The sequence below is a fragment of the Actinoplanes campanulatus genome, from assembly GCF_014647795.1.
Lineage (GTDB): Bacteria > Actinomycetota > Actinomycetes > Mycobacteriales > Micromonosporaceae > Actinoplanes > Actinoplanes campanulatus.
The window spans coordinates 600,046-621,421 of record NZ_BMPW01000001.1 but is presented as its reverse complement, the minus strand read 5'-3'; the positions used below and the strand labels follow the sequence as shown (position 1 = coordinate 621,421).

Annotated in this window: 19 protein-coding genes; 13 read left to right on the top strand and 6 right to left on the bottom strand. The window is 71.2% G+C overall.

Going from position 1 to position 21,376, the window contains the following annotated elements; genetic code table 11:
- The first annotated feature begins 58 nt into the window (after positions 1-58).
- From miaA to IEZ13_RS02755, 3 genes are read left to right on the top strand one after another with little or no spacing between them, the layout of a single operon-like run.
- A complete protein-coding gene (gene miaA / locus IEZ13_RS02765) occupies positions 59-964 on the top strand; it encodes a tRNA (adenosine(37)-N6)-dimethylallyltransferase MiaA (protein WP_229794414.1) in 906 nt (301 codons plus the stop codon).
- Between the two features lie 8 nt (positions 965-972).
- On the top strand, positions 973-1,818 hold the full coding sequence (dapF, locus tag IEZ13_RS02760) for a diaminopimelate epimerase (protein WP_183216302.1): 846 nt from the start codon (positions 973-975) through the stop codon (positions 1,816-1,818).
- Positions 1,818-2,558, top strand: a complete 741-nt coding sequence (locus tag IEZ13_RS02755; protein ID WP_183216300.1) for a glycerophosphodiester phosphodiesterase — start codon at positions 1,818-1,820, stop codon at positions 2,556-2,558. Before dapF ends, IEZ13_RS02755 begins: the two co-directional genes overlap by 1 nt.
- Before the next feature lie 47 nt (positions 2,559-2,605).
- On the opposite strand, the gene IEZ13_RS02750 is transcribed toward IEZ13_RS02755, so the two are convergent.
- Positions 2,606-4,066, bottom strand: coding sequence for an NAD-dependent malic enzyme (locus tag IEZ13_RS02750; protein WP_183216298.1), 1,461 nt, complete (start codon positions 4,064-4,066; stop codon positions 2,606-2,608).
- 153 nt (positions 4,067-4,219) lie between these two features.
- Here IEZ13_RS02750 and hflX point away from each other — a divergent pair, with 153 nt between their 5' ends.
- Positions 4,220-5,632, top strand: coding sequence for a GTPase HflX (gene hflX, locus IEZ13_RS02745; protein ID WP_372441808.1), 1,413 nt, complete (start codon positions 4,220-4,222; stop codon positions 5,630-5,632).
- A 216-nt stretch (positions 5,633-5,848) separates the two neighbouring features.
- Positions 5,849-7,567 (top strand): hypothetical protein, encoded by a 1,719-nt coding sequence (locus tag IEZ13_RS02740; protein WP_183216294.1) that lies wholly within the window; start codon positions 5,849-5,851, stop codon positions 7,565-7,567.
- A 95-nt stretch (positions 7,568-7,662) separates the two neighbouring features.
- Here IEZ13_RS02740 and lexA read toward each other — a convergent pair whose 3' ends face one another.
- Positions 7,663-8,436, bottom strand: coding sequence for a transcriptional repressor LexA (gene lexA, locus IEZ13_RS02735; protein WP_183216292.1), 774 nt, complete (start codon positions 8,434-8,436; stop codon positions 7,663-7,665).
- 253 nt (positions 8,437-8,689) lie between these two features.
- Between lexA and IEZ13_RS02730 the strand changes: the two genes are divergently transcribed.
- The 4 genes from IEZ13_RS02730 (at position 8,690) to IEZ13_RS02715 (ending at position 13,395) form a co-directional block, all read left to right on the top strand.
- Positions 8,690-8,827: a hypothetical protein gene (locus IEZ13_RS02730; RefSeq protein WP_183216290.1), complete on the top strand. Its 138-nt coding sequence runs from the start codon at positions 8,690-8,692 to the stop codon at positions 8,825-8,827.
- A gap of 350 nt (positions 8,828-9,177) precedes the next feature.
- Positions 9,178-9,696, top strand: a complete 519-nt coding sequence (gene nrdR / locus IEZ13_RS02725) for a transcriptional regulator NrdR (RefSeq protein ID WP_183216288.1) — start codon at positions 9,178-9,180, stop codon at positions 9,694-9,696.
- Positions 9,697-9,782: 86 nt separating this feature from the next.
- The gene (locus IEZ13_RS02720; protein ID WP_183216285.1) at positions 9,783-12,686 is read left to right on the top strand and encodes a vitamin B12-dependent ribonucleotide reductase; all 2,904 of its coding nucleotides are present in this window, start codon (positions 9,783-9,785) and stop codon (positions 12,684-12,686) included.
- Between the two features lie 160 nt (positions 12,687-12,846).
- A complete protein-coding gene (locus tag IEZ13_RS02715; RefSeq protein WP_183216283.1) occupies positions 12,847-13,395 on the top strand; it encodes a hypothetical protein in 549 nt (182 codons plus the stop codon).
- Positions 13,396-13,414: 19 nt separating this feature from the next.
- On the opposite strand, the gene IEZ13_RS02710 is transcribed toward IEZ13_RS02715, so the two are convergent.
- Positions 13,415-14,314, bottom strand: coding sequence for an alpha/beta fold hydrolase (locus IEZ13_RS02710; protein ID WP_183216282.1), 900 nt, complete (start codon positions 14,312-14,314; stop codon positions 13,415-13,417).
- Positions 14,311-14,769, bottom strand: a complete 459-nt coding sequence (locus IEZ13_RS02705) for a hypothetical protein (protein WP_183216280.1) — start codon at positions 14,767-14,769, stop codon at positions 14,311-14,313. The genes IEZ13_RS02710 and IEZ13_RS02705 overlap by 4 nt, the downstream gene beginning before the upstream one ends.
- A gap of 29 nt (positions 14,770-14,798) precedes the next feature.
- Here IEZ13_RS02705 and IEZ13_RS02700 point away from each other — a divergent pair, with 29 nt between their 5' ends.
- Together IEZ13_RS02700 and IEZ13_RS02695 are read left to right on the top strand one after the other, a co-directional pair.
- Positions 14,799-15,053, top strand: coding sequence for a DUF5522 domain-containing protein (locus IEZ13_RS02700; RefSeq protein WP_373292950.1), 255 nt, complete (start codon positions 14,799-14,801; stop codon positions 15,051-15,053).
- 72 nt (positions 15,054-15,125) lie between these two features.
- Positions 15,126-15,686 carry a hypothetical protein gene (locus IEZ13_RS02695; protein WP_183216275.1) on the top strand — a complete coding sequence of 187 codons (561 nt, stop codon included), beginning with the start codon at positions 15,126-15,128 and terminating at the stop codon, positions 15,684-15,686.
- Here IEZ13_RS02695 and IEZ13_RS02690 read toward each other — a convergent pair.
- A complete protein-coding gene (locus IEZ13_RS02690) occupies positions 15,683-16,369 on the bottom strand; it encodes an iron-dependent transcriptional repressor DtxR (protein WP_275408348.1) in 687 nt (228 codons plus the stop codon). The two genes, IEZ13_RS02695 and IEZ13_RS02690, sit on opposite strands and share 4 nt — an antisense overlap.
- Before the next feature lie 151 nt (positions 16,370-16,520).
- Here IEZ13_RS02690 and IEZ13_RS02685 point away from each other — a divergent pair, with 151 nt between their 5' ends.
- Both IEZ13_RS02685 and IEZ13_RS02680 read left to right on the top strand, forming a co-directional pair.
- Complete coding sequence (locus IEZ13_RS02685) at positions 16,521-17,702, top strand: acetoin utilization protein AcuC (protein ID WP_183216271.1); 1,182 nt, start codon at positions 16,521-16,523, stop codon at positions 17,700-17,702.
- Between the two features lie 2 nt (positions 17,703-17,704).
- Complete coding sequence (locus tag IEZ13_RS02680; protein WP_183216269.1) at positions 17,705-20,251, top strand: bifunctional acetate--CoA ligase family protein/GNAT family N-acetyltransferase; 2,547 nt, start codon at positions 17,705-17,707, stop codon at positions 20,249-20,251.
- Positions 20,252-20,254: 3 nt separating this feature from the next.
- On the opposite strand, the gene sigB is transcribed toward IEZ13_RS02680, so the two are convergent.
- Positions 20,255-21,244 carry an RNA polymerase sigma factor SigB gene (gene sigB, locus IEZ13_RS02675; protein WP_183217190.1) on the bottom strand — a complete coding sequence of 330 codons (990 nt, stop codon included), beginning with the start codon at positions 21,242-21,244 and terminating at the stop codon, positions 20,255-20,257.
- Positions 21,245-21,376: the final 132 nt, after the last annotated feature.

Here is a 21,376-nt window from a genome sequence, read left to right as displayed (position 1 = left end):
CGGTTAGGGGAAAGCTCCCGCCGACGACCGTGACACAACGGTGTCCTACGGTTGGCCGGTGCGGTTCCGGACAGGTCAGCGGGTGGTCACCGTCGTCGGGCCGACGGCGGCCGGCAAATCCGCGCTGAGCATCGCTCTCGCCCACGAACTCGACGGCGAGGTGATCAACGCCGACTCGATGCAGCTCTACCGCGGGATGGACATCGGCACGGCCAAACTCACCCCGGCCGAGCGCGAGGGCGTGCCGCACCATCTGCTCGACATCTGGGACGTGACCGAGCCCGCCGCGGTCGCCGAGTACCAGCGGCTGGCCCGCGCCGCGATCGACGGGGTGCTCGCCCGCGGCCGGGTGCCGCTGCTGGTCGGTGGCTCCGGCCTGTACGTCCGGGCGGTCCTGGAGGACTTCGAGTTCCCGGGCACCGACCCGGCGATCCGGGCCCGGCTCGAACAGGAGCTGACCGCGGCCGGCCCGGCGGCGCTGCACGCCCGGCTCGCCGGGCTCGACCCGGCGGCCGCCGTCAAGATCCTGCCGAGCAACGGCCGCCGGATCGTCCGCGCCCTGGAGGTGATCGAGCTGACCGGGCTGCCGTTCACCGCGAGCCTGCCCGATCCGCGGCCGGTCTACGAGTCGGTGCAGATCGGCGTCGACCGGGACACCGCCGCGCTGGACGAGCGGATCGCGCTGCGGGTCGACCTGATGTGGGCGGCCGGGCTGATCGGCGAGGTGCGGGGCCTGACCGGGATCCGGGAGGGCCGGACCGCCTCCCGTGCGCTCGGGTACCAGCAGGCGCTCGCCCAGATCGACGGCACGCTGACCGAGGAGCAGGCGAAGGCGGACACCGTCCAGGGCACCCGGCGGTTCGTCCGCCGACAGCGGTCCTGGTTCCGCCGTGACCCCTCGATCACCTGGCTGGACGGTGCGGATCCGAAGCTCGTGGCGGACGCGATCGCGCTTGCGGGATGATGGTCGGCGTGCGTTTCACCAAAGGCCACGGGACCGGCAACGACTTCGTCATCATCCCCGACCCGTTCGGGGAGCTCGACCTGACCGCGGAGCTCGTCGCGGCGCTCTGCGACCGCCACCGGGGGATCGGCGGCGACGGTGTGCTCCGGGTGGTCCGCAGCGCCAAACACCCCGAGGCCGCCGGGTTCGCCGCCGAGGCCGAGTGGTTCATGGACTACCGCAACAGCGACGGCTCGATCGCCGAGATGTGCGGCAACGGCCTGCGCGTCTTCGTGCGCTACCTGCTGGACCGCGGCCTCGCCACGCCCGGCCCGGAGGGCCTTCCGGTGGCCACCCGGGCCGGCGTCCTGGTCACCCTGATCGGTGACGGCACGGTCCGTGCGCGGATGACGACCCCCAGGGTGTACGCGGGAAGCACGGCGACCGTCGGCGCGCTCACCGTGCCCGGCGTCGCCGTGGACACCGGTAACCCACACCTGGTCTGCGGTCTGCACGACGGCACGGAGCTGGCCGCCCTCGACCTGACCCACCCGCCGCTGCACGACCCGGCCGTCTTCCCGCACGGGGTGAACGTCGAGTTCGTCGAGCCCGCCGAGCCGGTCGAGGGGACCGACGGCCACGTCCGGATGCGGGTCCACGAGCGCGGCTCCGGCGAGACCCAGTCCTGCGGCACGGGCGCGCTCGCGGTCGGCGCGGTGGCGTTGCGCGACGCCGGCCTGGCCACCGGCTCGATCGCGGTGGACCTGCCCGGCGGCCGCCTGGTCGTGACCCATGACGCCGACGGCGGGTGGTGGCTGGAGGGCCCGGCCGTGCTGGTCGCCGACGGCGAGGTCGACCCGGCGGCCGTGCTCTGATGCCGGCCCGCGCCGCAGTGCACCGAGTCGCGCACCGGGGCTACTCGACCGTCGCCCCGGAGAACACGCTGCCCGCCTTCGCCGCCGCGCTGCGGGCCGGGGCCACCTTCGTCGAGTTCGACGTCCGGGTGACCCGGGACGCCGTGCCCGTGGTGATCCACGACCGGACGGTCGACCGGACCACGAACGGCTCCGGCCGGGTCTGGGACCTGACCTACGACGAGATCGCCGAGCTGGACGCCGGTTCCTGGTTCGGCGCCGGGTTCACCGGGCTGCGGGTGCCCACGCTGGCCGAGACTCTGGACCTGCTCGCCCCGGGGCCGGCCGAGATCCTCGTTGAGATCAAACCGCCGGCCACCCTCGACGAGGTGAAGTCGATCGTGGCCCAGTTGGCCGAGCGCGACCTGCTGGGCCGTTCGGTGTTGCAGAGCTTCGACGCCGACGTGGTCCGCAAGGTCCGTGACGTGGCGCCCGAGGTGCGGCGCGGGCTGTTGCTGTTCCGGTTCGACGCGGAGACCGTCGAGCTGTCCCGGGAGCTGGGCGTGACCTGCACCAACCCGTCGGTGGAGGACGTCCTGCACGGTCCGGAGACGATGGCCGGGCTGGCCGCCGCCGGGATCGGCGTGATGCCGTGGACCCCCAACGACATGGCCCAGTGGCGTCCCCTGGTGGACGCGGGTGTGTCCGGCCTGATCACCGACCTGGTCGGCGAGCTCACCGGCTGGGCGGGCGCGGAGTAGCACCTTCACCGGGTACGGGGCACGCGTCCCCGTACCCGGCAAAAGGTTTAAAAGGTCGTCTCCGGGGCCTTGTCGAGCTCCGACTCCGGAATGGCCGCGGAATTGGACGGGGCGTGCCCGCCCCGGACCACCGCGCGGATCGCCGCCGCCACCGCCGGGGTGACCCGCGGGTCGAAGACGCTCGGGATGATCACCGTGGGGTTGAGCTTGTCCTCGCCCACCACGTCGGCGATGGCCCGGGCCGCGGCCAGCGCCATCTCCTCGGTGAACCCCTCGGCGCCGGCGTCCAGCAGGCCGCGGAAGACGCCCGGGAAGGCCAGCACGTTGTTGATCTGGTTGGGCTGGTCGGAACGGCCGGTCGCGACGATCGCGGCGTGCTTGCGGGCCTCCCGCGGGTCGACCTCCGGGTCCGGGTTGGCCATCGCGAACACGATCGCCCGGTCCGCCATCCGGGCGATGTCGTCGCCGGTGAGCAGGTTCGGCGCGGAGACGCCGATGAAGACGTCCGCCCCGGCGATCGCGCCGGGCAGGTCGCCGGAGTAGTTCTCCCGGTTGGTGTGGTCGGCCAGCCACTGCATCGACTCGTTCAGGCCGGGCATGCCGCGGTGCAGGGCGCCCAGCCGGTCGTAGGCGATGATGTCGCCCACCCCCTGCCGCATCAGCAGCTTCATGATCGCGGTGCCGGCCGCGCCGGCGCCGGACACCACCACCTTCACGTCCTCCATCCGCTTGCCCACCACCCGCATCGCGTTGGTGAGCGCGGCCAGCACGCAGATCGCCGTGCCGTGCTGGTCGTCGTGGAAGACCGGGATGTCCAGCAACTCGCGCAGCCGCGCCTCGATCTCGAAGCACCGCGGCGCCGCGATGTCCTCCAGGTTGATGCCGCCGTAGGCCGGGGCGATCGCCTTCACGATGGCCACGATCTCGTCGGTGTCCTGCGTGTCCAGCACCACCGGCCAGGCGTCCACGCCGCCGAACCGCTTGAACAGCGCGGCCTTGCCCTCCATCACCGGCATCGCCGCGGCCGGCCCGATGTTGCCCAGGCCGAGCACGGCCGAGCCGTCGCTGACCACGGCGACCGTGTTGCGCTTGATGGTGAGGCGGCGGGCGTCCGCCGGGTTCTCCGCGATCGCCATGCAGACCCGGGCCACCCCCGGGGTGTACGCGCGGGACAGCTCGTCCCGGTTGCGCAGCGCGACCTTCGACGACACCTCGATCTTGCCGCCCAGGTGCAGCAGGAACGTGCGGTCGGAGACCTTGCGGACGTCCACCCCGTCCTGCTCCTCGAGCTGCTTGACGACCTGGTCGGCGTGCGCGGCGTCGGCGGTGTCACAGGTGAGGTCGACCAGCACGTGGGTGGGGTCGGAGTCCACCACGTCCAGCGCCGTCACGATCGCCCCGGCCTCACCCACGCAGGTGGTGAGCCGGCCGATGGACGAGGCGTCCGCGGTTACCGCGATACGAATCGTGATCGAGAATCCTGCGCTCGGCAGGCGGGTGGTCACCACGGGTTTCCCTCCGACGTTGGTGGGGCGAGCAGATGGAATTGTCGCTCGCGCGGAATGTTCGATCCCTTCGCGGTGGTTACCCGTGAGTTAGCCCCTGTTATCTGGATGCATGCGCCCGCACGACGTGCCACGATCGTGCGGAGGAGGTCACTTTTGCGAAACACGTACCAGACACCCGTCCTTGACGAGCTGGATCCCACCACCGGGGACCTGGAGCTCGAGGAGCGGCACTCGCTCAGGCGGGTGGCCGGTCTCTCCACCGAGCTGACCGACGTCACCGAGGTCGAGTACCGCCAGTTGCGACTCGAGAGGGTCGTCCTGGTCGGGGTGTGGACCGAGGGCAGCGTCGAGGACGCCGACAATTCACTGACCGAGCTGGCCGCTCTCGCCGAGACCGCCGGCTCCCAGGTCCTCGAGGGCCTGATCCAGCGACGGAAACAGCCGGACGCGGCCACCTTCATCGGCCGCGGCAAGGTCGACGAGCTCCGCGACGTGGTCGTCATGACCGGCGCGGACACGGTCATCTGCGACGGCGAGCTGTCCCCGTCCCAGCTGCGCAACCTGGAGCAGCAGGTCAAGGTCAAGGTGGTCGACCGGACCGCCCTGATCCTCGACATCTTCGCCCAGCACGCCAAGAGCCGGGAGGGCAAGGCCCAGGTCGAGCTCGCCCAGCTGCAATACCTCCTGCCGCGTCTGCGCGGTTGGGGTGAGGCGATGTCCCGGCAGGGTGGTGGCGCCGGCGGCGGCTCGGGTGGCGGCGGTGTCGGCACCCGTGGCCCCGGTGAGACGAAGCTGGAGACCGACCGGCGGCGGATCAACACGCGGATCGCGAAACTCCGGCGTGAGATCAAATCCATGAAGACGGTCCGGGAGACCAAGCGCTCCCGCCGTGCCGCCAGCGGGGTGCCGGCCGTGGCGATCGCCGGTTACACCAACGCCGGCAAGTCCAGCCTGCTGAACCGCCTGACCCAGGCCGGGGTCCTGGTGGAGGACGCGCTGTTCGCCACCCTGGACCCGACCACCCGGCGGACCGCCGCGGAGGACGGGCGTGTCTTCACGCTCTCCGACACGGTCGGCTTCGTCCGGCACCTGCCGCACCAGATCGTCGAGGCGTTCCGCTCGACGCTGGAGGAGGTGGCCCAGGCCGACCTGCTGGTGCACGTCGTCGACGGCGCCCACCCGGATCCTGAGGGCCAGGTCAGCGCGGTCCGCGAGGTGCTCGGTGAGGTCGGCGCCGACCGGCTGCCCGAGCTCCTGGTGATCAACAAGTTGGACGCGGCCGACGAGGAGACCGTGCTGCGCCTCAAGCGGGCGTGGCCGGATGCGATCTTCGTCTCCGCGCGGTCCGGCGCCGGCATCCCGGAGCTGCACAAGGCGATCGCCGACCGGCTGCCCCGGCCGGCCGTCGAGCTGCGGCTCCTGGTGCCGTACGACCGGGGAGACCTGGTGGCCCGGGTGCACCGGTCCGGTCAGGTGCTCCAGTCCCGACACCTGGACGACGGAACCGAACTGCTCGTACGAGTCGACGAGCGGCTCGCGGCCGATTTGGCGGAGTTTCGTTCCTGATCCCGTGGTTTCGCCATTCGCGACGACGGGATGAACGTGAACAAAATTTCGATCGCGACGAGGAGGCCGCATCCGATCCCGGTCGGGACGGGTGCGGTCAATCCGGTCATGTCGATCACCGAGTGTGAAGGCGTGATATCACAGGAGTGCCCGACTCGTCCCACCTTTGATCCACACGTAATACCGGCACGTGAGCCCGCATGCGACACTGTGCGAATGCGGCGTCTCGTGTTCTCGACCATCGTGGCTTTCGGTCTCGTGATGGTCGGCTCCTCCGGTGCGTCCGCCGACGACCCGACGCCGGCCCCCACGGTCAGCGCGAAGGCGACGCCGGGCAAGAAGCTCTGCAAGATCGGCGATTCCGACCTGTCCGAGATCTCCGGCCTGGTGGCGACCAAATCGGGTTACGTCGCCGTCAACGACGGCGCCGAGGACGGCGGCGACAGCCGGGAGCAGGTCTTCTTCCTCAACAACCAGTGCAAGGTCGTCGAAAAGGTCTCGTTCAGCGGCGCCGGCCCGGCCGACACCGAGGACATCGTGCTCTCGGCCGACGGCGAGACCCTGTGGATCGCGGACACCGGCGACAACGGCGTCCGCGACTCGCCGCCCGACCCGCGGCCCACCGTCGGCCTGTGGAGCATGAAGGCGGACGGTTCGGACAAGCCGAAACTCCACCGCCTCAGCTACCCGAGCGGGGACGCGCACGACGCCGAGGCGCTGCTCCTCAACGGCGACGGCACCCCGCTCATCGTGACCAAGGAGATCGGCAAGCCGGCCGGCATCTACCAGCCGACGGCGGCGCTCAAGGTCAACAACTCCGCCGGCGTGCCGATGAAGCGGGTCGGTGAGATCACCCTCTCGGCCACCGAGACCGCCGGCAACCGGGTCGCCCGGATCGGCAACAGGACCGTCACCGGCGGCGCGATCGCCCCGAGCGGGGACAGGGTCGTCCTGCGGACCTACACCGACGCCCTCGAATGGGACGTGACCAACGGTGACGTGCTGGCCGCCCTGAAGAAGGTGCCGCGCACCACCGGTCTGCCCAACGAGCAGTTCGGTGAGGCGATCTCGTATTCGGCGGACGGCAAGACCTTCCTCACCATCTCCGACATGAGTGGCGACACTGCCACCGCCAACCACATCCGGCAGTACACGCCGGCCACCGAGATCGCCAAGAAGTCGGACAAGCAGGGAAGCGACACCACGGGCACGCCGTGGTACTACTCGCCGGACAACCTGATGTACGCGGTGGGCGGTGTCGGTCTACTCGGCCTGCTCCTGGTCGGCGCCGGCGTCTTCGGCATCGTCCGGTTCCGCAAGTCGCCGCAGGCGACCGGCCCGCTCGACGACGATCTGCCCGGCGGCTTCAACAAGGACGACCCGGAGACCGAGTTGATCGGGGTCGGCGGGGCGCCTCAGCGGGGCGCGGCCTACGGCTCCGGCCGTCCCGGTGGCGGCGGCCCGGTCTACGGCGCCGGGTCCGGCCCGGCGTCCGGCGGCCCTCAGTACGGCCGCCCCGCCGGTCAGCCGCCCGCCCGCGGCCCGCAGCAGCAACAGCCGCGTGGCCCGCAGCAGCAGCCGCCACGTGGCCCGCAGCCGCCGCGCGGTCCCCAGCAGCAGCCGCCCCGCGGTCCCCAGCAGCAGCCGCCGCGTGGCCCCCAGCAGGCGCCTCGCGGCCCGCAGGAGCAGCCGCCTCGCGGTCCTCAGCAGGCGCCCGGCCGTGGTCAGCAGCCGCCGCCCGGCCGTGGCCCGGGCCAGGTGCCGCCGCGCAACCCGCAGCAGCCCCCACGTGGCCCGCAGCAGCAGCCCGGCCGTGCTCCGCAGCCGCCCGGTGGCGGTGGCGGCTACGGCGGCCAGCAGCAACCCCGTGGCCCCCAGCAAGGCTCGGGCATGTATGGCGGCGGTGGCCGCCCACCAGGCCCCGACAACCGCTAGTCCCCTTGACCCAACGAAGGCCGGCCCTCGCGATGCGGGGCCGGCCTTCGGCGCTTTACGCCTGCCGGGATCGAGGGCCCGGAGGGGCGGGTGGGTCAGACGCGGCGCAGGACGGCCACCACGCGGCCCATGATGGTCGCGTCGTCGCCCGGGATCGGATCGAAGGCCGGGTTGGCAGGCATCAGCCAGACGTGCCCGTCCCGCTGGCGGTAGCTCTTCACCGTCGCCTCGCCGTCGATCATCGCGGCCACGATGTCGCCCGCCTCTGCGTTGGGCTGCTGGCGGACCACCACCCAGTCGCCGTTGCAGATCGCCGCGTCGATCATCGAGTCGCCCTTGACCTCCAGCATGAAGACATCGCCCTCGCCGACCAGCTCACGTGGCAGCGGGAAGAAGTCCTCCACGGCCTGCTCGGCCAGGATCGGGCCACCGGCGGCGATCCGGCCGACCAGAGGCACATAGGCCGGCTGCGGCCGGGCGGCCCGCAGGGCCTCGTCGTCGACCAGCTCGCCGGGCGCCCGCACGTCGACGGCGCGGGGCCGGTTGGGGTCGCGCCGGAGGTATCCCTTGCTCTCCAGAGCCTTCAACTGGTACGCCACGCTGGACGGGGAGACCAGGCCGACCGCCTCGCCGATCTCGCGGACGCTGGGCGGGTAGCCGTACTTCTCCACCCAGTCACGGATGAACTCCAGGATGCGGCGCTGCCGGGCGGTGAGGTCGGAGGCCACCACCTCGGGCAGGTGGCTGACCGGCGTGACCGCGCGTAACTGGGGCGCCTCGGGACCGCGGGAACGGCTCGTCGTCCGGCGGCGGGCGGTCTCGGTCTTCCTGGTCTGCTGCTGTCGGCTCGTGCGGTCGTCGGTCGACACGTCCGCCCTCCCTGTCGGCCAGTGCCTCGTCGGCACGTGGTGCGTCGCGGAGCCGGGGGCAACGCCGTGGGGATGGCGTTTGTCCGGCTGACCCCTCTTGACGGAAAACCTAATGGGCAGGTGCGACATATTCAAACATCTGTACGAGATTTCCCCGGCGTGTCGCTCCCCGGTGCTCGACTTCCGTACCCCTGTTCTGATAGACCGTCGTACGGACGTTCTATCGAACGGGTGTCCTAGAGGAGGGATCGCCATGACCGTCAGTGGTGCGCGACACGTCGGGCCGCCGTTGCGGCTCACGCGGCGTGGCCGGGTCGTGCTGCTCGGTGTCTTCTTCGCCATGGTGGCCCTGGCGAGTGTCGTGCTCTTCACTACGGCTTCCCAGGCCTGAGCTGGCCGTCCCGGGCGTCCCGGGTTGATCTCCGTCGGGTGTCCCGCCCGATTTTCCGGCGCGTCGTGTGGCCCGTTCCGGGCGCTGGGAGTGATCGTGACATCACCGGTGGTGGTGAGGTGCAAAATACGGCGCGTCGGCACGTTGCTGAGCTTGCATCGGCGTCCGCCGGGGCCTAGCGTCTACCCCAACATCTAGTGGTTACACTGATGCAAGTTGTCCACAGGTTGGGTTTCTTTCTCCCTGGTTATCCACATGCCATCCACAGCGTTACCGGTCGTGCCGACATCGGTTCCGCTGTGTTTCGGCGTGCCCGGAGTCCGTCGAGAAGGGGCCGAAGGGAGATCGCGGTGCGCTGCCCGTACTGTCGCCATGCCGATTCGCGTGTGGTCGACTCGCGTGAGGCCGACGACGGTCAGTTGATCCGTCGCCGGCGGGCGTGCCCCGAGTGCGGCAAGCGCTTCACGACCGTCGAGGAGGCGGTCCTCGCGGTCGTCAAGCGCAGCGGCGTCACCGAGCCCTTCAGCCGGACGAAGATCATGAGCGGGGTGCGCAAGGCCTGTCAGGGCCGGCCCGTCGACGAGGACTCCATCGCTCTGCTCGCGCAGAGGGTGGAGGAGACCGTCCGGGCGCGTGGCGCCGCCGAGATCCCCAGCCACGAGGTGGGCCTGGCGATCCTCACGCCGTTGCGTGAGCTGGATCAGGTGGCCTATCTCCGGTTCGCCAGCGTGTACAAGTCCTTCGACTCTCTCGACGAATTCGAGAAGGAGATCGCCGCGCTGCGCGACGCCGTTCCCGTCCGGGAAGCCGGGACGCGACATGCTGTCGCGCCACGGTCCGGGGGACGCGCACCCAAGCTCAACGGCTGAGACTCCGCGGCAGCGGCCGACCTCAGTCTGACTCACTTTCTTACCGACACACCTGTAGCGGTACCTACGAGGGGGAGCACATCCATATGGCCGGAGACGGCATCACTGCAGGTCGTCAGCGCAGCCGGGCGAACGGCGGCGGGGGCGCGGCGGCCGGGGGGCTGCGAGTGGAGCGGGTCTGGACGACCGAGGGCGTTCACCCGTACGACGAGGTCGAGTGGGAACGCCGCGACGTCGTCATGACGAACTGGCGCGACGGCTCGATCAACTTCGAGCAGCGCAGCGTGGAGTACCCCGCGTTCTGGAGTGTGAACGCGGCGAACATCGTCACGACCAAGTACTTCCGTGGCGCGGTGGGCACCCCGGAGCGGGAGTGGTCGCTGAAGCAGTTGATCGACCGCGTCGTCCAGACCTACCGCAAGGCGGGCGAGGAGCACGGCTACTTCGCCACCGCGGCCGACGCCGAGCTGTTCGACCACGAGCTGACGTGGATGCTGCTGCACCAGGTGTTCAGCTTCAACTCGCCGGTCTGGTTCAACGTCGGCACCAAGTCGCCGCAGCAGGTCAGCGCCTGCTTCATCCTCTCGGTGGACGACTCGATGGACTCGATCCTCGAGTGGTACAAGGAGGAGGGCCTGATCTTCAAGGGCGGCTCCGGCTCGGGTGTGAACCTCTCCCGGATCCGGTCCTCCCGTGAGCTGCTCTCGTCCGGCGGCACGGCCAGCGGCCCGGTCAGCTTCATGCGTGGCGCCGACGCCAGCGCCGGCACGATCAAGTCCGGTGGCGCCACCCGCCGCGCGGCCAAGATGGTCATCATCGACGTCGACCACCCCGACGTGGAGGAGTTCGTCTGGACCAAGGCGCGCGAGGAGAACAAGATCCGCGCGCTGCGGGACGCCGGCTTCGACATGGATCTGGGCGGCGCCGACATCGTCAGCGTGCAGTACCAGAACGCCAACAACTCGGTGCGGGTCAGCGACGAGTTCATGCGGGCGGTCGAGGAGGGCGGCAAGTTCGCGCTCCGTGGCCGGCTGAACGGCGAGGTGATCGAGGAGATCGACGCCAAGAAGCTGTTCCGCGACATCGCCCAGGCCGCCTGGGAGTGCGCCGACCCCGGCCTCCAGTACGACGACACCATCAACGACTGGCACACCAACCCCGAGACCGGCCGCATCACCGCGTCCAACCCGTGCTCGGAGTACATGTCGCTGGACGACTCGTCCTGCAACCTGGCCTCGCTCAACCTGATGAAGTTCCTCAAGGCCGACGGTGGCTTCGAGGTGGAGAAGTTCGTCAAGAGCGTCGAGTTCATCATCACCGCGATGGACATCTCGATCTGCTTCGCCGACTTCCCGACCGAGAAGATCGGGATCACCACTCGCGCCTACCGTCAGCTCGGCATCGGGTACGCGAACCTCGGCGCCCTGCTCATGGCGTCCGGCCTGCCCTACGACTCGGAGGGCGGTCGCAGCGTCGCCGCGGCGATCACCTCGCTGATGACCGGGACCGCGTACCGCCGCTCCGCCGAGCTGGCCGGTGTCGTCGGCGCGTACGACGGCTACGCCCGTAACGCCGAGGCGCACCAGCGCGTCATGCGCAAGCACGCCGCCGCGAACGACGAGATCCGCCCGCAGGGCGCCGTGGCCGGAGAGATCGTCCGCGAGTCGACCCGCCAGTGGCAGACCGGCAACAAGATCGGCGCGAAGAACGGCTGGCGCAACGCCCAGGCGTCGGTGCTCGCCCCGACCGGCACCATCGGCCTGATGATGGACTGCGACACCACCGGCATCGAGCCCGACCTGGCCCTGGTCAAGTTCAAGAAGCTGGTCGGCGGCGGCTCCATGCAGATCGTCAACCAGACCGTCCCGCGGGCCCTGCGCAGCATCGGCTACCCCGAGGAGCAGGTCGAGGCGATTGTCGAGCACATCGCCGAGCACGGCAACGTCGTCGACGCGCCCGGTCTCAAGCCGGAGCACTACGCGATCTTCGACTGCGCCATGGGTGACCGGGTGATCGCCCCGATCGGTCACGTCCGGATGATGGCCGCGGTGCAGCCGTTCATCTCCGGCGCCATCTCCAAGACGGTCAACATGCCGGAGTCGGCGACCGTCGAGGAGATCGAGGACATCCACTTCCAGGGCTGGAAGCTGGGCCTCAAGGCGCTCGCGATCTACCGTGACAACTGCAAAGTTGGGCAGCCGCTCTCCGCCGCGAAGAGGAAGACCGACGCCGCCCCGGCTGAGGTCGAGAAGGCGGTAGCACAGGTCGAGAAGGTCGTCGAGAAGGTCATCGAGTACCGCCCGGTCCGCAAGCGGCTGCCGAAGAAGCGCCCGTCGGAGACGGTGTCCTTCTCGGTCGGGGGCGCCAAGGGCTACCTCACCGCGTCGTCCTACCCGGACGACGGCCTCGGCGAGGTCTTCCTGAAGATGTCGAAGCAGGGCTCCACCCTGGCCGGGGTGATGGACGCTTTCTCGGTCGCCATCTCGATAGGCCTTCAGTACGGCGTGCCGCTGGAGACGTACGTCGGGAAGTTCACCAACATGCGCTTCGAGCCGGCCGGCATGACCGACGACTCGGACGTCCGCATGGCCTCCTCGGTGATGGACTACATCTTCCGTCGCCTGGCACTGGACTTCCTGCCCTACGAGACCCGCGCTGAGCTGGGTATCTTCACGGCGAAGGAGCGCACCGCGCAGGCCGCTGCCGAGGCCGCCGCGGAAGCGGCCGCCGACGAGATCGCCGCGATGGCCACCTCGGCGCCGGTCGTCACCCCGTCGAGCTCCGCCAAGGTGACGGTGGCCGAGGTCAAGGCCGCGTCGGCTCCGGAGAAGGAGACCCCGGTCTCCGCCGGATCCTCCACCGAGCTGCTGGAGATCGTCACCGGCCACGCCGCCGACGCGCCGCTCTGTTTCACCTGCGGCACGAAGATGCGCCGCGCCGGAAGCTGCTACGTCTGTGAGGGCTGCGGCTCCACCTCCGGTTGCAGCTGACCCTCCGGTCACGACGATGATGCCTCCCACCCGCACCGGGTGGGAGGCATCACCGCTTTCAGGGGGCTCGCCACGCCCCGAACCCACTCACCGATCGGCCACATCCGACAATGTCCGTCTACGGGGGTCATGAAGGCATCCGGATGGGAAGGGGAGCGGGATGGGCCGGCCCGAGGACCTGCAGGCGGAGGCGCGTTCGGTGCTCGCGCTGCTGGAGCCCCTGGGGCCGCTGCTGCCGACCGGCAGCTACGTCTCAGGGCTCATGGTGTGGCGCGACCTCGATGTGATGCTGGCCGGGGGCCCGGAGTTCGCCCCGGGTGACGTCGTCGCCCTGCTCGGGCGGGTGGTCGCCATCCCCGGGCTGACCGGTTTCACCTACACCGACGAGCGGGGCGACCGGTCACCGACCGGGAAGCCGCGGGACGAGCGCTACCACGTCACCCTGACCGTGGGCGAGTGGCGTGTCGACCTGTCGATCTGGCTGCACGACGACCACGCCGACGGCGCCGAGTGGCACCGTGAGCTGGCCGGGCGGCTCAGCGACGAGGAGCGGCAGGCCATCCTCGCGATCAAGAACGTGTGGCATCAGCGCCCGGAGTACCCGGACGAGGTGAGCGGCTTCGACATCTACACGGCGGTGCTGGAGCACGGGGTGCGTACCGCGGTGGAGTTCGGCGTCTGGTTACGAACCGAGCGCAACACCCGCTGAGAGTCGACGACTCAGGACGCTAGTGGGAGCCGAGGAAGTCGGTGATCACCCCGGCCAGCGCGGTCGGCTGCTCGATCACCATGGCGTGCGAGGCGTCGGCCAGTGACAGGTGGCGCAGATGCGGCACGGCCCGCGCCTGCTCCACCAGGAACCGGCGGTGGGCTTCGTACAGCTCGGCGAAGGGCTCCTGCTCGGGCAGGTTGCGGGTGGGCAGCACGACCAGCTCGGGGCAGGTGGTCGCCGCATACACCGGGGTCAGGTCCAGCTCGTTCATCGCGGTCCGCAGCTGGGCGGTGAGCTCGGCCGACGGGCGGATCGAGGTGTCGCCGTGCTGGTGGACCAGGTTGCGCCGGAAGCCCTCGACCCACACCTTCTCGTTGGCGCCCATGTCACGGGCCGCCATCTGCTGCCGCTCCACCAGGTCGGGCAGCTGGTCGGCCGGGATCACCTGGCCGGCGGCGGCCTGCATGGCGTCGAAGACCGCGTGCAGCCGGGCCAGCTCGGCCGCCGCCTTCTCCGGGTCGAGGCCGGGCAGGTGCTCGGGGCTGGTCGGCGGCGGGTTGCCGTCGAGGCTCACGATGCCGGGGGACTCCGGGTGGCGCTGACCCCACAGCGCGGCCAGCATGCCGCCGAGCGAGTGGCCGACCACCGCGGGCCGCTCCAGCTCCAGCTGGACGCAGACGGCGGCCAGGTCGCCGAGCGCGGCCTCCCACGTCCATGAGCCGTCGGCGGAGCGGCCGTGCCCTCGCAGGTCGAGGGTGACCACCCGGTGGTGCGGGCGCAGCGCCCGGGCCAGCGTGGTCATGTGTGCCAGATTGCCCCCGGCGCCGTGCAGGAGCAGGAGCGGCGGCTGGTCGCCGCCGAAGTCGCGGACGGCCAGCTGAACCTCGCCGGCGTCGATCAGGCGGTCGTTGATCATGAGGACTCCTCGGTGGGAGGGTTGTCGCGAAGTCGGTCGCGGATGGCGGCGACGGGCACACCGCCGTCCGGGTGGCGGGGCAGGCGGCCCCGGCGCACCAGGTCGTGCACACCCTGTCGGCTGATGCCCAGCATCGCGCCGGCGGTGGACAGGGACACCGTGGTCGCGAACGGGTGACCGACCCGGCGGACCACGACGCGGCCGAGCGGGGTGCGCCACCAGTCGGCCGGTGGATGGAAGGCGTGATCGTCGGGATAGAGCGTGCCGATCAGCCGGGCGATCACGTGGACGGCCGCCGCGTCGTCGTCACCCTCCAGCACTCGGGTCCACTCGATCACCCGGTGCCGCAGGAGCGGACGGACCGCATCGCCCGGCCGGGCGTCCTCCAGGAGGATCTCCAGCGGGTCGAGCAGGCGGTTGTCGAGCAGGCGGAACAGCTGCCCGGCGAGGTCCATGAAGCCATCCTGTCCCTACTTGACAGCGGGTGTCAAGCGATAGGGTTCCGGATGTGGAGCCGGCGCCGCGTCCGTTGACCGAACCTCATCCCAGCCGGCTGGCGCCGGACCATCCGCGCCGCCCGGAGATCCTGGCCGCCCACGCCGCGGCCCTGGCCGGCGGTCAGCCCGGCTACCTGGATCCGGATTCCGGCCTGTTCGTCCTGACCGCCGGATTCCTGGCGAAGCGCGGCACCTGCTGCACCCGCGGCTGCCGGCACTGCCCCTATGTGGCCGACACGTGATCGCACGCTCTTCCGCTGCCACCGGGCCGCCCAGTACGGTGTGTCCGCTCGTTCCCCCGGAAGGATCGCTTGGTGCGTACGCGTTTGGCTCTGCTCGGCACCGTGGTGCTGTTCGCCGCCGCGGGCTGCGAGGCCGGTGAGGGCGCCGCCGTGGTCACCCCGTCGGCCCCGGCCGAGGAGATCGTGGAGGAGCCCGCGGCGGCGGCCGGCGGCGCCTGCATCCTGTGGGACTACAAGCTGATCGAGCAGACCACCGGCGTGCGTTTCGCGGTGGCCGCCTCGGACCAGGTGCAGGACACGTCGAGCTGTGTGGTGCAGACGCTGGAGGCCGCCTGGCCGGATCTGACGCTCTCGGTGGTGGAGACCACGAAGGCGAACGCCGACATCTTCCTGAGCGAGCGGATGCCGGCGAAGGCGACGAAGCTGAGCGGCCTGGGGCGTGCCGGTTACCGGCTCACCACGAAGGCCGCCGCGGGCCACGGACCGGCCGTGGAGATCGGCTGGCTCAGCGAGGCCAAGCAGCTCCAGACGTTGCGTTTCACTTTCGCCAAGGACGCGCCGGCGGCCGAGGTGAAGGACATGAACGCGAAGCTGCTCGAACTCGCCAAGGCCCTGAGCACGACCAACGGCTAGCCGGCGGCGACGAACACCCGCGACGCCACCTCACGCGGCAGCCGGATTTTGTCGCCGGAGCGGTCGATGGTCACCCCGTCGCGCTCCTGCGCCACGGTCACCGTCGTGCCCGGGTTGATGCCGGCGGCGTGCAGCTGGCGCAGCACGTCGGAGTTGGTCTGCACGCTCTCGCAGATGCGGCGGATCTCGACGCTGCCGCTCAGCCCGGGGAAGGCGAGGTTGCGCTCGCCCCGGGTGAGGGCCTCGGCGGCGTCGTCCACGGCGCCGAGCTGTTCGAGGCCGGGGATCGGGTTACCGTACGGCGAGCGGGTCGGCTTGTTGAGCAGCTCGTAGACCCGCTTCTCGACGGAGTCGCTCATCACGTGCTCCCACCGGCAGGCCTCCTCGTGGGCCTCCTCGTAGGGCATGCCGATGACGTTGACGAGCAGCAGCTCGGCGAGGCGGTGCTTGCGCATCACCGCGACGGCGCTGGCGCGGCCCAGCTCGGTCAGGACGAGATGGCGGTCGCCCTCGACGGTGAGCAGGCCGTCCCGTTCCATCCGGGCGACGGTCTGGCTGACCGTGGGACCGCTCTGATGCAGGCGCTCGGCGATGCGGGCGCGAAGTGCGGGCACACCCTCTTCCTCGAGCTCGAGGATGGTGCGAAGGTACATCTCGGTGGTATCGACGAGATCGTTCACGATGCGGTCCTCCCAGCAGCGATAATAACGCGTTGCGGGGGGTTGACCTCCGCCCCGGACAGGTGCTGTCCGACCCTACCCGACGCCGGAACACCTGTGCTAAGGGCACGTCGTGCCCGTCCGGGGGACCATGTCACATGGCAGCATGACGGTCATGGCGGATGACGTGGCGGCGGTGGTCTGGGACAGTGCCCTGCTGGACTATGACATGGGCGACCATCCGCTCAATCCGGTGCGGGTGGAACTCACCATGGCACTCGCCCGCGAACTGGGCGTTCTGGACCGCCCCGGAGTTCAGATGATCACTCCCGGACAGGCCAGTGACCTCGATCTCACCCGGGTGCACCGTGCGGACTATCTGGACGCCGTCCGTCTCGCCCCGATAGATCCCTTCTTCACGGGCTGGGGACTGAACACACCGGACAACCCCGTCTTCGACGACATGCACCAGGCCTCCGCCCGGATCTGCGGCGCCACCCTCGCCGCCGCGCAGGCCGTCTGGCACGGGACGGCCCGCCGCGCGGTCAACGTGGCCGGTGGGCTGCACCACGCCATGCCGGCCCGGGCCGCCGGCTTCTGCGTCTACAACGACCCGGCGGTGGCGATCGCCTGGCTGCTGGAGAACGGGGCGCAGCGGGTGGCGTACATCGACGTCGACGTGCACCACGGCGACGGTGTGCAGGCGGTCTTCTACGACGACCCGCGGGTGCTGACGGTGAGCCTGCACGAGACCCCGCTGGCGCTCTTCCCCGGCACCGGGTTCGCCGACGAGATCGGCGGGCCGAAGGCCGAGGGCACCGCGGTCAACGTGCCGCTGCCACCGTCCACCGGCGACGCCGGCTGGCTGCGGGCCTTCCACGCGATCGTCCCGTCGGTGGTCCGCGCCTTCGCCCCGGAGATCATCGTCAGCCAGTGCGGCGCCGACGCCCACCGGCTCGACCCGCTCGCCGACCTACGGCTGTCGGTGGACGGCCAGCGCGCGGCGTACGTCGCCATGCGGGCCCTGGCCGACGAGCTCTGCGACGGCCGCTGGGTGGCCACCGGCGGCGGGGGCTACGCGCTGGTCGAGGTGGTGCCCCGGGCCTGGGCACACCTGCTCGCGGTGGTCACCGGCGACCCGCTGCCCCCGGAGACCCGGATTCCGCAGCCGTGGCGCAAGCTGGCCGGGTCGCGGAGGCCGGGGACCACCGTCCCGGAGACGATGACCGACGGGACCGAGCCGGTGGTCGAGCCGTGGCCGGGGACCAGTGAGGATGCCGTGGACCGCGCCGTCCTCGCCACCCGGACGGCGGTCTTCCCGCTGTACGGCCTCGACCCGCACGATCCCCGGGACTGACGGTGGAACGCAGCGCGGACGTCCTTCTCTCCGACGGCACCACGGCACACCTGCGCCGGATCCGGCCGGAGGACGCGCCGGCCATCGTGGACTTCCACTCCCGGATGAGCGACCGGACCCGCTACCTCCGCTACTTCTCGCCGTACCCCCGGATCCCGGAGCGCGATCTGCAGCGGTTCGTGAACGTCGACCACCGCGACCGGGAGGCGTTCGTCACCGTCGCCGACGGCCGGATCACCGCGGTCGGCCGGTACGAACGGCTCGGCCCGGACTCGCCGGAGGCCGAGGTCGCCTTCGTGGTGGAGGACGCACTCCAGGGCCGGGGCATCGGCTCGGTGCTGCTGGAGCATCTCGCCGACGCCGCCCGCGAGCACGGCATCACCCGGTTCGTGGCCGAGGTGCTGCCGGAGAACAGCGGCATGCTGCGGGTCTTCGGCGACACCGGCTACCAGGTGCAGCGCCGCTACGCCGACGGGGTGGTGCACCTGAGCTTCCCGATCGAGCCGACCGAGAAGTCCCGTGAGGTGCAGGAGTCCCGCGAGCACGTCACCGAGGCCCGGTCGATCGCCCGGCTGCTGGCGCCCCGGGGGATCGCCGTCTACGGCGCCAGCGCCACCGGCCACGGGATCGGCGCGCACATCCTGGGCAACCTGCGTGACGGCGGCTACACCGGCGGGATCGTCCCGGTGCATCCGTCCGCCGAGCGGGTGGCCGGGCTCACCGCGTACCGGAGCGCCTCGGAAGCCGGTGTCCCGATCGACCTGGCCCTGATCGCCGTGCCCGCGGGCCGGGTCGCCGAGGCCGGGCGTGACGCGGCCCGCGCCGGAGCGGGCGGCGCGGTGGTGGTCTCGGCCGGCTTCGCCGAGACCGGCACGGAGGGCGCCACCCAGCAGCGCGGCCTGATCGAGGCCGCGCGGGCCGCGGGGTTGCGCGTGGTGGGCCCGAGCAGCTTCGGGATCGCCAACACCGACCCCGCGATCCGCCTGAACGCCACCCTGTCCCCGCGCCTGCCGATCGCCGGCCGGGTCGGCTTCTTCAGCCAGAGCGGCGCGCTCGGCGTGGCGCTGCTGGCCGAGGCCGACCGCCGGGGTCTGGGCCTGTCCAGCTTCGTGTCGGCCGGCAACCGCGCCGACGTCTCCGGCAACGACCTGCTCCAGTACTGGCAGGACGACCCCGGCACCGACGTGGTGCTGCTCTACCTGGAGACCTTCGGCAACCCGCGCAAGTTCGCCCGCCTGGCCCGCCGGATGAGCCGGATCAAGCCGGTGGTGGCGGTGGCCTCGGCGACCCGCCCGCCCGGTCTGGCCGGTGACACGCCCGGCCCGGACGCGCACGCGGTGACCGCCCTGTTCGCCCGCTCCGGCGTCATCCGGGTCGACACCGTGCAGGAGCTCTTCGACGTCGGCATGATCCTGGCCCATCAGCCGCTGCCGGCCGGCCGCCGGGTCGCCGTGGTCGGCAACTCGTCGGCGCTCGCCGAGCTGGCCGTGGTCGCCTGCCGGTCGGCCGGTCTTCTGGTGGCCGACGGCTACCCGCGGGACACCGGCCCGGACGCCGGCGCCCACGATCTCGCCGACGCGCTGGCCGACGCGGCCGTCGACGACCGAGTGGACGCGCTGCTGGTGGTCTTCGCCCCGCCGGTGCCCGGCCGGCACGCCGACGAGGACGCCGACTTCGCGGCGGCCCTGGCGAGCGTGGCGCTGGCCGGGGAGAAGCCGACCGTCGCGACGATGGTCTTCGGGCAGGCCCCGCCGCGGGTGCCCGGCTATCCGTCGGTGGAGGAGGCGGTCCGCGCGCTGTCCCGGGTGGCCGACTACGCCGACTGGCTGCGACGCCCGCCGGGCGTGCTGCCCGAGCTGTCCGGCGTGGACTCGGTGGCCGCCGAGACGGCGGAGGACCCGGCCGGGTTGCTCGCCGCCTACGGCATCCCGGTGGTGCCGGCGGTGCAGGCCGGCGACGAGGACGCGGCGGTCGCCGCGGCGGTCGAGGTGGGCTATCCGGTCGCCCTCAAGGCGGCGGGCGGTGCGCTGCGCCATCGGATCGACCTCGGCGCGGTGCGCCTCGCCCTCTCCGGAGAGGAGGGGGTACGCGCGGCGTACCGCGAACTGGCCGGGGCGTTCGGTCCGGACGTGCTGGTGCAGACCATGGTGCCGCCGGGCGTCGCCTGTGTCGTCGAGATGGTCGAGGACCCGGCGTTCGGCCCGGTGATCGGCTTCGGGCTCGGCGGTGTGGCGAGTGAGCTGCTCGGCGACCTGGCCTGGCGGGCCGCGCCGCTCACCGACCGCGCGGCGGAGGCGCTGGTCGACGAGCCCCGGGCGGCCCCGCTGCTGCACGGTTACCGTGGCTCCATGCCGGTGGACCGGGCCGCCCTGATCGACCTGCTGCTGCGGGTGGGCCGGCTGGCCGACGAGCACCCACGGGTCCGGTCGCTGACCCTGAACCCGGTGCTGGCCCGCCCGGACGGCTGGACCGTCCTGCACGCGGCCGTCGAGTTCGGTGACCCGGGGGCCCGGCCGGACACCGGCCCCCGGAGGTTGCGGAGGGTCTGAGGGTCAGCTCGCGTAGGCCTCGAGGCGGGACGCCCGCTCCGGGTCACGCAGCTTCAGCATGGTGACCTTCTCGATCTGGCGGATCCGCTCGCGGCTCAGGCCGAACTCGCGGCCCACCTCGTCCAGGGTGCGCTGGCGGCCGTCGTCCAGGCCGAAGCGCAGCCGGATCACCGCGGACTCCCGCTCGGAGAGGGTGCTGAGCACGATCTCCACCTCGCTGCGCAGCTCGCCCTGGGTGTGGCCCTCGCCGGGCACGTTCGGGTCGACGGCGGCCACGAAGTCACCGAGGGCGCTCTCGCCGTCCTCGCCGACCGCCTGGTCCAGGCTCACCGGCTCCCGGTCGTAGGAGATCAGCTCGATGACCTGGAACTCGGGCACGTCCATGGCCTTGGCGATCTCGGCGATGCTCGGCTCGCGGCCGATCGTGGCGGCCAGGTCGCGGCGGCAGCGGACCATGCGGTTGACCTGCTCGACCATGTGCACCGGGATGCGGATGGTGCGGGCCTGGTCGGCCATGGCGCGGGTGATGGCCTGCCGGATCCACCAGGTGGCGTACGTGGAGAACTTGTAGCCCTTGGTGTAGTCGAACTTCTCGACGGCGCGGATCAGGCCGAGGTTGCCCTCCTGGATCAGGTCGAGGAACGCCATGCCCCGTCCCGTGTACCGCTTCGCGATGCTGACCACCAGGCGCAGGTTCGCCTCCAACAGGTGGTTCTTCGCGGCCTTGCCCTCGGCGACGATGACCCGCAGCATGGGCGCCAGGTCGGCGGGAGCCGACGGCAGCTTCTCCTCGGCGTACAGGCCGGCCTCGATGCGCTTGGAGAGCGTCACCTCCTCGACGGCGGTGAGCAGCCGAGTCCGGCCGATGCCGTTGAGGTAGGCGCGGACCAGGTCGGCCGAGACACCCCGCTCGTCGGTCGCGTCCAGGTCGGCCAGCGTCTCGACTTCGTCGGCCACGATGTCCTCGACGACCGTGGACTCCGACGCCTTCATCTCCAGGACCACTTTGAGTCCCCTCCCCGCGATAACGTCTCGTGCGAACCAGCCGCTGCGTGCCGGTGTGAGCGATAGCTTCGTCCGAGGCGCGTTAAGCGGAGGTGAGGCCAGCGTCCAGGTGGCATGAAT